Consider the following 11,932-nt stretch of genomic DNA (forward strand, 5'->3'; position numbering starts at 1 on the left):
AGCAATATTTTTCACAAGAGTAATTAAACCATTATTTTTAAAAATACCTTATAATTAAGTTAAGAAACTGATGAAGTGTCGACCCATATTCTTCATAAGAAAGGGATGATAACGATGACGAAATTATCTTATAGTGGATTAAAATATGGAGAAAGTGATGTGGAAATAAAATTAATGGTGGATATACAAAATGATTGGTTTGAGGTAACCCACACCAAGGAAGTATCTCAAGTAATGAATAAGTCAACCGGTGAGTATATCCAAGTCCATCGAAACACTTTGAAATTTGAGGTTGTATCCTAGTATGAAGAAAATGCAAAATTGAATTTAATGTTAAAGCCATAACGAATAGCTAAATTCGTTATGGCTTTTCTTATGTTAATTTCACAGCTGAATTCGTAATCCTATTTATCACTCTACATTAAATCAGTACTTACCCTACAAGGGATTGGGTCTATTTCATTATGGCTGTCCTTTTTACGGAATCAATAAAATCTTTCCTGTACTTTTTCTGCTTTCCAGGTATTCATGGGCTTTTGCGCCTTCGCTTAATGGAAAGACCGTTGGTTCAGAAACCTTCAACTTTCCTTCTTGGATCCATCCGAATAATTCGTGAGAGCGGGTCACCCGTTCTTCGTGAGACGTCAATACATTCCATAGGTCTCCGCCTGTCAGGGTTTTCGAGGTGTCCATCAGCATTCGGGGATCAACGGAAACAGGATCTCCTCCAGCCATACCGAAGAATACGACCGTCCCTCCGATGCGGGTGACCTCAAAACTGTCCATTAACGTGGAACCTACGGATTCATATACAACGTCCACCCCTTTACCTTCAGTAACATCCTCAACATCCTTTTTCCAGTCATCGCTGTATAAAAACATGTGGTCGGCTCCAGTGGACAACGCCGCTTGTCTCTTTTCTTCTGAGGACGTTAAACCGATGACTGTGCCACCTAGAATCTTGATGATTTGTACAAGGAGCTGTCCCACACCGCCTGCTGCCGCATGGATTAAAGCAGTATCCCCATTTTTGATACTATAGCTGTCTTTCGTTAAGTAATGGGCAGTGAGCCCTTGTAATAAAAGGGAGGCAGCTGTTTCGTACGATATATCGTCAGGCAGTGGAATGGCTTTTTCCTTTGGTACGGCCACAAGTTCAGCGTTCGCATAGGGTACATCTGCAAAAGCTATGCGATCCCCGACCTCAATTCCTGTCACGTTGCTTCCAACACGATTGACGATCCCTGCCCCTTCATATCCACATATGTACGGAGGGTTTCCTGCTAAGTGATAGTTTCCTTTTCTTCTATATACATCGGCGAAATTCAGGCCGATTGCCTTCATTTCAACTAAAATGTCATCCCGTCCCATTTGGGGAGAATCGATCTCCTGATAATGGAGGACATCCGGTCCACCGAATTTTTCAAATATGAGTGCTTTCATCATTTACTCTCCTCTATAGAAACATTCATTTTTAGTGTAACCAGTTCCTATCCTTTTGACTAGCAATGAGCTTCCTTCTTCTTATGGGTACTTCCAGGTGCCTATGCCACTTCAAAGTACGTTCTTCCCAAAAAGTTAGCTATCCCTCATAATTCAATTTAGCTTTTCAAACAGTACCTGTTGGATTTAGCAGAAGAGGTTTGAAAGGTGTATAGAAACTTTAAAGATACTAGGGTACAAAAAAGTACTTACATGACTTTAAAGTGCGTACTTACAATATATATTTGTACCCGTTATCATGATGTGTACAGAGAAACGAAAGGCGCCTTCGATTCTCATTTCAATTAACGAATTATCCACTTTAAGGAGGAATATACGAAATGAGTTCAACCTCAGCTACAATAGATCAGTCAAAAACGAAAGGTGGCACACCGGCGTTACTTGCCCTTGCCATCAGTGCCTTTGGAATTGGAACGACAGAATTTGTACCAGTTGGACTATTATCATCGATTGCCGATGATTTATCGATATCGATTACACTTGCAGGACTATTGATTTCAGGCTACGCAATCGGAGTGGCCATTGGAGCTCCCGTATTGACTGCATTGACCAGTAAGATGAACAGGAAATCCCTTCTTATGTCGTTGATGCTTATATTCATTGTTGGGAACTCGGTTGCTGCACTTTCCACCAGTTTCGGGTTATTGCTCGTTGCCAGATTTATCACCGCATTCTCACACGGGATTTTCTTCTCGATCGGATCGACAATTGCCGCCGATTTAGTACCTGCCCATAAGCGGGCCAGTGCAATCGCCTTTATGTTCACAGGATTGACGGTCGCGACGGTTACAGGAGTACCACTCGGGACATTCATCGGTCAGGCATTCGGCTGGAGAGCCACATTCTGGGGAGTAGCCCTTCTCGGTGTCGTAGGCATCATCGCCAGTTCCATCCTTGTACCGAAGAACTTGAAGGAAGCACCACCAGCTAAGTTCAGTGAACAATTGAAGATTTTAACGAATGGTCGGTTATTATTAGCCTTTGCCATCACAGCACTTGGGTATGGCGGGACGTTCGTCGCCTTCACTTATTTAACACCTTTATTGCAGGACGTGACGGGATTCAGCGCAAAATGGGTGAGTATCATTCTTCTTGTATACGGAATTGCCGTGGCCATCGGAAATGTCGTCGGAGGGAAAGCATCCGACAAGAGTCCTTTAAAAGCGTTATTCTGGATGTTTGTGATGCAAGCCATCATTCTATTGGTTCTTACATTCGCAGCACCATTTAAAGTGGCAGGTCTGATCGCGATCTTCCTAATGGGATTATTCGCTTTCATGAACGTGCCGGGGCTGCAGGTCCTTGTTGTCAACCTGGCTGAAAAGTATGTACCGTCAGCAGTCAATGTGGCGTCAGCCTTGAATATCGCTGCATTTAACGTCGGGATTGCAATCGGTTCCTTTGTCGGTGGGATGATCGTCGATGGAATCGGCTTGATCCATACCCCGTGGATCGGTGCCATCATGGTGGCAGGAGCCGTTGTATTAACAGCATGGCTCCGCGGCATTGAACGAAAATCAGCCTAAGGACGATAGAATGGTTCAAGTATGGAAAGAGCGATCAGATCAACAGAAGATACATCGTTTGAGCGAATAAGATATTGTCATGACCAGTTGGACAGGGGCGGCCCTATACGCCGTCTCCTGTCAAATGAAAAAAGGGAGAGGAAAAGATGAATCCATTCTCACATCACAAAGCTTATAACCGCATGTATAAAGAGGGAGAATTGACGTTAGGCCTTCACATTCCTCTTGAAAATTACCGTTTCGACACCCCGACGATGGAAAAGCAGGTAGAACTGGCACAATTGTCAGAGAAACTTGGTTTCACAAGCCTTTGGTTCAGGGATGTTCTCCTCGAGGATCCGAACTTTGGAGATCCGGCAGTTGGGCAGATTTATGACATGATGATTTATTTAACCTATCTCGCCGGGAAGACCAATGATATTGCACTTGGAACGGCTGCGACGGTATTACCGCTTCGCCATCCATTGCGTGTCGCGAAGGAAATCGCCACTATTGATCAATTGTTCCCTGGAAGGGTTCTGCTCGGTGTATCATCGGGTGACCGACGGGCGGACTTTGCTGCACTCGGCGCATCCCATCCTGACCGGGGGCAGACATTCGTGGAAGCCTATCATTATCTACAGGACGTCCTGTACCGTGAATTTCCTCATATTGAGTCAACGAGAGGGGATATCCGAGGGGCGAATCTGGTTCCAAAACCGACCACACGCATCCCGACTTTCATTACAGGATATGCCCAGCAGGACATGAAGTGGTTCTCTGAACATGGAGATGGGTGGATGTACTATCCACGCAGTCCTCATGATCAAGAGCTGACCATCCGTCGTTGGAGAAGCCTTGTAGAAGAGTACCATCCAGGTCTCTTCAAGCCATTCAGCCAACCGATGCACCTGGATCTTGCCGGGGATCCAAATGAAATCCCAACACCGATCCGCCTTGGTTTCCGGATCGGCCGGAACTATCTCATTGAATTGCTGAACATCTATAAGGCCGCCGGAGTGAATCACCTCTTCTTTGCACTGTTTGACAGTGAGCGTCCGGCTGATGAAGTTATTCAAGAGCTGGGGGAGTATGTGGTACCTCACTTTCCGGCGATTCAGAAGTAGAAGGATTGACTGCACCAAAGCTCCCAGGCATTTGATCAAATGCCTGGGAGCTTTTCTTTTTTGTAGGGAAAACGACGGTAGCCCTTGAATGAGGATTTTTCGACAAACGGGTCATAAAATGATAATCAGGATTATAAGTTCCCCAAACCGGATCATATTTTCAAAAAGAGGATCATAAAGCGTCCAAACCGGATCATAAATCGCTAGAGAGAGTACTGATCGAAGGTATTACTCCGACAGAGCCCTTATTCAAGCAGTAAATACGAACATTTCAATAGATTTCTAGTTAGAATAGGAAGATTTCAGCCCTCCATTCGCCTGGTAAAATGAAAATGACCAACGTAGTATAGAGTAAATAGGAAGTTTGCAATTTGCATTTTAGAGGGGGCTAATAGATGAACATTGAAAAAACACTATTCGAAGAAGCGGTAGCCTTAATCGAAAAAAGATACCCGACAGGTTGGGGCGGTGCTGCTGCTATGTATACAAAAAGAGGAGAGGTCCTTACTAGCGTTTCTCCTGAAATCATCAATGCTTCCACAGAGTTATGTATCGAAACGGGAGCCATACTGGAAGCGCATAAACTGGATACTGAAGTGACTCATTCCATTTGTGTCGTGCGTGATGATGAAATTTCCGAGTACAAAGTTCTAACACCTTGTGATATTTGTCAGGAGAGGCTTTTCTATTGGGGAGCGAGCGTGAAGGTTGGAATTTTTCATCATGAAGGTGATCTACTATTTAAGACTTTAAAAGAACTTCAACCTTTTCATTGGTATGAGGCGTATAGAAAATAATGGAGAGCCGAATTCAAGGAACATTTCAAAAATACGGAATGTTCCTTTTTTTAATGCTATAATATGTTTTGGATAAAAAAGGGAGCTGTCGTCGTGGAGTTTGTTTCTTTACCAGTTATATCAATTGCACTATTTATTCTGATTATACATAGCATTGAAACCCTTGCTTATGCTGTCCGGTTATCCGGGGCAAGGGTGAAGCTAATCGCTTCGGGTCTATCTTTGTTTAATATGATGGTCATTGTTTCAAGGATGTCGAATATGATGCAGCAGCCTTTTACAGGCGGTCTCATCGATGCTGCACCAGATGGCAGAGAATTAGAAGTGATAGAAGGGCAATTCAGGGTGTTGATTGGTGCCTCGACTTTAGGGACAATCCTGGGAATTATATTATTGCCTACATTCGTTGCTTTGTTCTCCAGGGGAATTATCCACCTTTCAGAGCAGGGAGGTTCTGTTCCCCGATTGATCAAGCTTGGGTTTAAAAATGACCTTTATAAAAGAGGGATCAATCATATCGCCAAACCGGGTAGAAGATATTTGACGGGAATCAATTTCAGGGCAATCCCCAAGAGGTTGTTTTTCATCAATATGATGATTACAGCGGTTTACACGATTGGTGTTCTATCTGCGCTATATGCTGCGATCATCGTACCTGATAGAGGACACAGTGCGACGATGGCTTCGGGATTGATCAATGGTATCGCAACCATTTTACTTACCCTGTTCATTGATCCTAAGATTTCCGTGTTGGCTGATGATGTGGCAAATGGGAAGGGGAATTATACAGAATTAAAAGGTCTTTCCATCATGATGATCATTTCAAGATTGTTCGGGACAGTGATCGCTCAACTGATCTTTATCCCGGGCTCATACTATATTGCCTGGATGTCTCAGTTTTTTGTTAGTTAAGGAAAAGAGGAGGAATCCCATGTCTGGAAGTACATATTTTTACGCATCGGCAGTGCTTGTCCTCCTTTTTTTGATTCCATATTTAATCATAAGGGACATAAAGAAAGGGAGAAAACTCTTTGCCGTTTTTACATCCAATGTCATGCTGTTGATTTTGCTTTTTGTTGCACTGGGTGAAGTATTGAAAGTTTTTCTGAAGGAATCATCCATGATGTATTACAAGCAGGTTTTCTTTCTTGGTATTATCATACTTATTGTCTTACCGCTGTTCCTCCTTTTCTTTTACACTTTGAAAAAAGATATTCAGGAGTGGAAGGATCCTAATGAATATAAACACCAGTGGTTATTCAAATTCAGGTACCTATTGATGGCTGCTTAGGTGCTGTATTTATAGGGGCGCTGTTTCGATTTTATCAAATTTTTATTGTTTTGTTTTCGTGATTGAGAGGTAAATAAATGTGAATTTTGGAGGTTCCTTGTATGTCAATGAACAATGACCAATGGAAAAAAGATCGGATCGGGTCTGCTCATGCTGGCCGGAATCCTATGGTACTGGCCAAGATGACAAGTGGTTTTTCCGTAATGGGGGATACACAATTTTTACCTGGGTATTGTGTCTTGCTACCGTACGTTGAAGTGAATTCCTTGAACGACCTTGATACGAAACAGAGAAGTAATTATTTACTCGATATGAGCATAATTGGAGATGTCATAACGGAAGTGTGTAAACCGAAACGAATCAATTATTCGATTTACGGAAACACAGATGCCTTCTTACACGCCCACATTTTCCCCAGGTACGAATGGGAAAGGGAAGAGTATGTGACAAAACCAGTGTGGAATTATTCTCCAAAACATTGGATAGATAGTACTTACTTGTATTCAGAAGAAAAGCATTTGGTTTTAAAAGAAAAACTAATGGAGCGTTTTCATGAAAAAGGATACACGATGTAGGTGTCAATGGATAATATTGAGCTATTACACAATGAATATAAACTAAAATATCATTCAGAAGAAATTCATTTTTTGAGGAAGGAATTTCAGTTATTTGAATGTTTACTTCGGAGCCCGTCCCGTATTTTCACTCGGGATGAGCTGCTGGATGCAGTTTGGACAAGGGAAGAACCAACTGACAGGACGGTCGACGATCATATCTACAGAGTCAGAAAGAAATTGAAACCCCTTTCTTCCATTATGAGTATTGAGACCATAAGGGGAGTGGGGTATAAACTGAAGATCAGGGAAACGGTCAGGGAGAATGTCCTGCTGCAGGACGATGAAGTTTCTTTGAGTATGGCAATGCTTTTTCGTAAATATCACTTATATGGTCAAGGTGATGCCTTGAAGCTTCTGGAGGAAAATCAATCAGTGTTGGGATTTGAACTGGAGACACAGAACCGTTTGTACCTTCAATTCATGAAGGGGAATTTCAAATGGATAGCTGAATCGAGTGATCTTCCATTTTGGGATCGATGTTATTACTTACTGCACATATATTCCTACATAGCAGAGGACAAGAATAAGTGTCTGGAGTATTTTACAAAAGCCATGGCCAACCCGAACATTCCAGTAGATCACCGTACTGAAATGGAAATGTTAAATCGGTTACCCCTCCTTGTATTCACCGGGCAGCTGGAAGATGCGGAAATTCTTTTGGCACAATCAAAAAATGCGGTGCATGAAAAGAAAGTGGATGGGTTTATCCCACTCCTTTCCTTCATTGAGCTCTACATACTATTATCAAAAAAAGATGATGACCGGATAACAGGAAGACTAATGGAAATTGAGAAAGAGCTCCAACATTATCCTTTTTTAAGAGAGAGAGCAAGTTTTATGATCATTAAAGGAATTGCCTCACTCTATAAAAGGGATAGAATCGGAGCGAAACACTTTTTTGATCGGGGCTTGGACCAATTTTCACAAGCAAGATATGTCCCTGGACTATTCATCAGCCTGAATACCATTTTGTATTACTTGGCTGAATACGAGACAGACCTGGATTTATCCCGGGTATATTCCCTTCAATTGAAGAAATATGAGGAAGAGTATCAATTAATTAATCTAGAATCTATCATTCGAAACCAGCTTGATACTTATCTCTGATATTCCTCTGACATTCATCATTTATTCTTTGATAAAGAATGAATGTGGAGGGATCAGGTATGGGGAAAAATCCATCGATCTGGAAAGATCAAAATTTCATCAAGTTTTTTTCAGCTAATGCATTATCGAATCTTGGGAATTGGTTTGATTTCATCGCAGTTCTCATTCTATTCAGGTATACATGGAATGCCGACCCTATGTTGATTGCCATGATTCCTGTTATGTACGCTATTCCAAGTACGTTATTTGGCCAGTTGGCAGGGGTGTTTGTGGACCGGAAAGACAAGCTGAGAATCCTGATTTATTCAGACTGGATCAGGGGATGTCTAACGCTATTGCTGGTGTTCGTGTCCTCCCCTATTGTGGCTCTGTTCGTTCTTCTGTTAAGGAATACCGTTGGAGTGGTCGGCACCCCGGCTCAGCAAGGTTTAGTGAGGAACATTGTAGATGAAGAGAATCTAATGAAGGCTGTCACCATTAACGGTAGCCTGCTTCAATTGGTGAAAGTGGTGGGTCCGCTATTGGGTGGGTCTGTTTCGGGAGTCTTCAGCCCGGACATTTCAATAGGTATCAATTCGGTTGCCTTCATCCTCTCAGGAATCATATTATCAAGGATAGCTTTACGAAATAATGAGAACAACGAAGGAACAACCCCAGATGTTCACGCTCATTTCTTTCGTTCGTGGAGGGAAGGGTGGGAAATAGTCTTTAAGAACAGGATCTTGCTGGTAAGTATACTGTACGGGATGGTCATCACCCTGACGATTCAAATGATCGACGCTCAGCTTGTAACATTATTCAGTGAGGTGTTTCCCAACAAGACAGAGATGACAGGTTGGACGATCTCTGCTATCGGGGTCGGCTCTCTTCTGGTCATTCTTGTTCTTACTAAGCTGGATACAATCGAGAGCTATGGATGGTTCTTCGGGACTGGTAGTCTCCTGATCGGTGTTATGACAGGCGGTTTAGGTTTTCTGGATCATCAAAGTACATCCATGGTAGCGATCTCTTTTGCCTTTATCGGCGGCATTGGCACTGGGATAACATTTACGGCAGTGAATTACATGATCCAGAAGGAACCTCCCACAGAAGCGATAGGAAGAGTGTCGGGTATAGTGGACTCGACGCTAAGTATATTGTTCATTGCCGGTCCCCTTCTTGGCGGTGTACTTATTCATCACTTTGGCGTATTGCATGTGTTCAGGTGGATTGGCGTGGTCCTGATCCTTATAGGAACCGTTGGTATTATCATGAGGAAAGTCATTTGGAAAAGGAATGTGCAAGAGGCAGGAGATGTTATAGCCGGTGTTGAAAGGCGTCTGAGAAGAGAACGTGATTTAGGTTAAACCTAAGATTTTTCATTCTAATGGGAGAGCAAGCTGATGAAAATGAAGGGAATTATTGGGGGTGATACACTTGAAAAACGTCAAATTTAAACTTGAGTACATTCCTATAACGTTCATATTTATCGTGAGTTTAGTTTTACTGTTAACACTTATGAGTGGACTGTCGTCAATAAAGGAAGCTATTACATATGTATTGATCATTGTTTTACTTGGATTTTTAACCATAGATATAAAAAGGAAAACAAACAATAAAAATCATCAAGCAATGCTTATAAGTATGTGGTGTTAATATTTTTATTTTCTTATTTAGGATTATTTTAAGTGAATCATGTTTTAAGTTTTGGTATCATTGCCAAATATTTTAGCTCAGAAAGGGACGTGACGATGGGGAATTGGAAAAGGAAATTACTACATACAACACGCGGAGTATTTGAGCTATTTATCAAGGGTCAGGGAGCGCCGCTTTGTGTGACCCACCATTATTCAGAATTTAACCAAACCGGTGACTATTTTGCAGAGTCATTTACAAGGACAAACCAAGTCTTTTTAATCAACTTACGGGAAGCCGGTCAATCGGAGAAAGCAAACGAACCCTATCAGCTGAGTATGCTGGAATCCATATTCGACTTGGAAGCGATTCGTGAAGCTTTAGGGTTTCTTCAATGGGGGTTCGCCGGTCATTCAACAGGAGGGATGTTAGGGATACTTTACGGAATCCACTTTTCAGAAAGTCTCCATGTTAATGTGATCGTTGGTGCAGCTGCAAGAGAATATATGACCTTCTCAGAAGATTGTATTTATAATTCTGCGCATCAGGATTTCAACAGGATGCAGGAACTGATAGAAACGTTAAAACAGTCGGATTTACCAATGGAAAAAAGAAAAGAACTAACGGTGGAAAGGACGAAATTGTCTTTGTTCTCGCCTGGAAAATATGGTGAGCTTTTTTCACTAGACATTCATAAAGGGTTGTCTGCTGCACGAATGAACTTTTTTATCCGGGAGTTACAAGTTTATGATGTAAGTAGAAAACTGGAGTTTATTTCAGTCCCCACCTTGGTCATGTGTGGCAGATATGATGTCCAATGTCCTTTACTGTATTCCATTGAGATGGCTGAAGGTATACCTCACTCCAAATTAGTAATCTTTGAGATAAGTAACCATTATCCATTCCTGGAAGAGGCAGAGCGATTTGCGGAAGAGTATGATTTGTTTGTTAAGGGAAATCGTGAGCGTGCATTTATACGGAGTGAATGAAAGAACAGTGTAGAGGTTAAAGTCCTGGTGCAGATTAAAGAAAGATCATGCTGATGATAAGTGGCACTTTCAGCATAGTAGATGAGCTGCTTTTGGACGTGAAATGACTTTCGATTGTCTATTTTCAGCTGGAGTAGGATCCTGGACGGGTCTGAGTGGCCGGATTCGGATTGAAATTCCTGATGAGGAATCCTTCTGTGAAGAGATTGATCCGGATTGGGCTTTTTTTAATCCTGATTACAGATTATTAATCCTGTTTGGAATTAATTAATCCTGATTTTGATTTATTGATCCTCTTTTTGAATAATTGATCCTCCGTGTCGAATTTTCTTTAAATAGGTATGCATTACGACATGGAGTGCAGCTCTCCCGTCTTCGCTAACCGGCAGCAGAGGCCGCCCAAAATAAGACGAACCTCTCATCAAAAGGCACTAACGCCTCTCCAACAGGTTCGTCCACCAACATCATTCCTCATACTTCAACTCCAACGTAATCTGGGTAGTTGTATAAAAGTACATCTCACGTACTTTCAGATTAAAGGACTTATCATTCAATTTGACCGTTTTGTTTTCAATGATCTTCTTGATGAGTTCCTTATTCCCGTACACCGTTTCTAAGTCTTTAGTCAACAGGCTCCGTAAATCCTCGCTCAACTGGTCCTCTGTTTCGTGTATACTGAGTAACTCGACTTTTGTTTTCGTATTGTTGACGATCTTCACTTTGACTTCCTGGATGGTGAGTTCATGTTCGTTTTCAGTGTTTAGTTGTTTGTATTCTTCCTGAAGATAGGACAAGGTGTTTTTCAGTTTGCTGATGTCGTTTTTCTGTTCTTCTATCTTTTGGGCCTGCTTCTCATGCATGGTTCCGAACATGAATAAGAAGATCATCCAGCTGATGATTCCGCCTACAACCATCCCTGCGAAGAATCGCTGCCAGGAGGGAAGCCGATAAAAGGGTGGGATTCTCATGACGGCATATGCTCCTGTGTGAGCCATGAGATGATCATGGCAGCGGTGTTGGCTCCTCCTAAAGCGGAAAGAATTAAGAGGAATTGTTTGAAGAGTTCTTTTGTCTCCCCGTTCAGAAAGCCTTTTTCAAAGCTGTAGACCGTATCGAATGTTCCGCCGATCGCTGCGATGATGGCCCAGATGCGCAGGAAATCAGATAGTCGTCTCATTTCAATGAATAAAGGCTGTCCCATTGCGAATGAAGCCAGCCCGCCGAGGAGTGATCCCCCCAGTAATACCCCCATAGCAATAAAGAAGCTTTTGAATAATTCCGGAAAGAAAGCTTCTGCCATTTCATCATCTCCATCTATTACGTGTCTTTACGATAACTATATGGGATTAGTAGACAAGATATGAGGGAGAACATATTTTCTT

The 11,932-nt window shown here is 42.2% G+C and carries 14 protein-coding genes; 11 read left to right on the forward strand and 3 right to left on the reverse strand.

The annotated features are described in order from the left end of the window. The first annotated feature begins 114 nt into the window (after positions 1–114). Positions 115–303 carry a hypothetical protein gene (locus RSX31_RS09545; RefSeq protein WP_148969922.1) on the forward strand — a complete coding sequence of 63 codons (189 nt, stop codon included), beginning with the start codon at positions 115–117 and terminating at the stop codon, positions 301–303. Positions 304–477: 174 nt separating this feature from the next. Here RSX31_RS09545 and RSX31_RS09550 read toward each other — a convergent pair whose 3' ends face one another. Continuing rightward, on the reverse strand, positions 478–1,443 hold the full coding sequence (locus RSX31_RS09550; RefSeq protein WP_315634409.1) for a quinone oxidoreductase family protein: 966 nt from the start codon (positions 1,441–1,443) through the stop codon (positions 478–480). A 380-nt stretch (positions 1,444–1,823) separates the two neighbouring features. On the opposite strand from RSX31_RS09550, the gene RSX31_RS09555 reads away from it, so the two are divergent. The 10 genes from RSX31_RS09555 to RSX31_RS09600 all read left to right on the forward strand — a co-directional run bounded on the left by RSX31_RS09555 (position 1,824) and on the right by RSX31_RS09600 (position 10,821). Next, a complete protein-coding gene (locus tag RSX31_RS09555; RefSeq protein WP_315634410.1) occupies positions 1,824–3,029 on the forward strand; it encodes an MFS transporter in 1,206 nt (401 codons plus the stop codon). A gap of 146 nt (positions 3,030–3,175) precedes the next feature. Continuing rightward, positions 3,176–4,135 carry an LLM class oxidoreductase gene (locus RSX31_RS09560; protein WP_315634411.1) on the forward strand — a complete coding sequence of 320 codons (960 nt, stop codon included), beginning with the start codon at positions 3,176–3,178 and terminating at the stop codon, positions 4,133–4,135. Between the two features lie 395 nt (positions 4,136–4,530). Continuing rightward, on the forward strand, positions 4,531–4,932 hold the full coding sequence (locus tag RSX31_RS09565) for a cytidine deaminase (RefSeq protein WP_315634412.1): 402 nt from the start codon (positions 4,531–4,533) through the stop codon (positions 4,930–4,932). A 93-nt stretch (positions 4,933–5,025) separates the two neighbouring features. Further along, complete coding sequence (locus RSX31_RS09570) at positions 5,026–5,844, forward strand: lipid II flippase Amj family protein (RefSeq protein ID WP_315634413.1); 819 nt, start codon at positions 5,026–5,028, stop codon at positions 5,842–5,844. A 19-nt stretch (positions 5,845–5,863) separates the two neighbouring features. Then, positions 5,864–6,223: a hypothetical protein gene (locus RSX31_RS09575; RefSeq protein WP_315634414.1), complete on the forward strand. Its 360-nt coding sequence runs from the start codon at positions 5,864–5,866 to the stop codon at positions 6,221–6,223. A 101-nt stretch (positions 6,224–6,324) separates the two neighbouring features. Continuing rightward, the gene (locus RSX31_RS09580) at positions 6,325–6,798 is read left to right on the forward strand and encodes an HIT family protein (RefSeq protein WP_282138716.1); all 474 of its coding nucleotides are present in this window, start codon (positions 6,325–6,327) and stop codon (positions 6,796–6,798) included. A gap of 6 nt (positions 6,799–6,804) precedes the next feature. Beyond that, positions 6,805–7,947: a winged helix-turn-helix domain-containing protein gene (locus RSX31_RS09585; protein ID WP_315634415.1), complete on the forward strand. Its 1,143-nt coding sequence runs from the start codon at positions 6,805–6,807 to the stop codon at positions 7,945–7,947. Positions 7,948–8,006: 59 nt separating this feature from the next. Then, positions 8,007–9,293 (forward strand): MFS transporter, encoded by a 1,287-nt coding sequence (locus RSX31_RS09590; RefSeq protein ID WP_315634416.1) that lies wholly within the window; start codon positions 8,007–8,009, stop codon positions 9,291–9,293. Between the two features lie 384 nt (positions 9,294–9,677). Continuing rightward, positions 9,678–10,550: an alpha/beta fold hydrolase gene (locus RSX31_RS09595; RefSeq protein ID WP_148996189.1), complete on the forward strand. Its 873-nt coding sequence runs from the start codon at positions 9,678–9,680 to the stop codon at positions 10,548–10,550. 103 nt (positions 10,551–10,653) lie between these two features. Next, a complete protein-coding gene (locus tag RSX31_RS09600) occupies positions 10,654–10,821 on the forward strand; it encodes a hypothetical protein (protein WP_282138719.1) in 168 nt (55 codons plus the stop codon). Positions 10,822–11,014: 193 nt separating this feature from the next. Here the strand turns inward: RSX31_RS09600 and ytrI are convergent, their stop codons facing one another. Together ytrI and RSX31_RS09610 are read right to left on the reverse strand one after the other, a co-directional pair. Then, positions 11,015–11,518: a sporulation membrane protein YtrI gene (gene ytrI, locus RSX31_RS09605; RefSeq protein WP_148969916.1), complete on the reverse strand. Its 504-nt coding sequence runs from the start codon at positions 11,516–11,518 to the stop codon at positions 11,015–11,017. After that, positions 11,515–11,850 carry a YtrH family sporulation protein gene (locus RSX31_RS09610; RefSeq protein WP_044339284.1) on the reverse strand — a complete coding sequence of 112 codons (336 nt, stop codon included), beginning with the start codon at positions 11,848–11,850 and terminating at the stop codon, positions 11,515–11,517. Before RSX31_RS09610 ends, ytrI begins: the two co-directional genes overlap by 4 nt. Positions 11,851–11,932 lie beyond the last annotated feature (82 nt).

Origin of the sequence: Rossellomorea yichunensis (assembly GCF_032337515.1) — a bacterium.
In the GTDB taxonomy this organism is placed as follows: Bacteria; Bacillota; Bacilli; order Bacillales; family Bacillaceae_B; genus Rossellomorea; species Rossellomorea yichunensis.

Bases quoted from the DNA above. Each gene is read 5' to 3' on its own strand.
- RSX31_RS09545 (WP_148969922.1), top strand. From the start codon at position 115: ATGACGAAATTATCTTATAGTGGATTAAAATATGGAGAAAGTGATGTG.
- RSX31_RS09610 (WP_044339284.1), bottom strand. From the start codon at position 11,850: ATGGCAGAAGCTTTCTTTCCGGAATTATTCAAAAGCTTCTTTATTGCT.
- RSX31_RS09560 (WP_315634411.1), top strand. From the start codon at position 3,176: ATGAATCCATTCTCACATCACAAAGCTTATAACCGCATGTATAAAGAG.
- RSX31_RS09565 (WP_315634412.1), top strand. From the start codon at position 4,531: ATGAACATTGAAAAAACACTATTCGAAGAAGCGGTAGCCTTAATCGAA.
- RSX31_RS09555 (WP_315634410.1), top strand. From the start codon at position 1,824: ATGAGTTCAACCTCAGCTACAATAGATCAGTCAAAAACGAAAGGTGGC.
- RSX31_RS09575 (WP_315634414.1), top strand. From the start codon at position 5,864: ATGTCTGGAAGTACATATTTTTACGCATCGGCAGTGCTTGTCCTCCTT.
- RSX31_RS09550 (WP_315634409.1), bottom strand. From the start codon at position 1,443: ATGAAAGCACTCATATTTGAAAAATTCGGTGGACCGGATGTCCTCCAT.
- RSX31_RS09590 (WP_315634416.1), top strand. From the start codon at position 8,007: ATGGGGAAAAATCCATCGATCTGGAAAGATCAAAATTTCATCAAGTTT.
- RSX31_RS09580 (WP_282138716.1), top strand. From the start codon at position 6,325: ATGTCAATGAACAATGACCAATGGAAAAAAGATCGGATCGGGTCTGCT.
- RSX31_RS09595 (WP_148996189.1), top strand. From the start codon at position 9,678: ATGGGGAATTGGAAAAGGAAATTACTACATACAACACGCGGAGTATTT.
- RSX31_RS09600 (WP_282138719.1), top strand. From the start codon at position 10,654: ATGACTTTCGATTGTCTATTTTCAGCTGGAGTAGGATCCTGGACGGGT.
- RSX31_RS09585 (WP_315634415.1), top strand. From the start codon at position 6,805: ATGGATAATATTGAGCTATTACACAATGAATATAAACTAAAATATCAT.
- ytrI (WP_148969916.1), bottom strand. From the start codon at position 11,518: ATGAGAATCCCACCCTTTTATCGGCTTCCCTCCTGGCAGCGATTCTTC.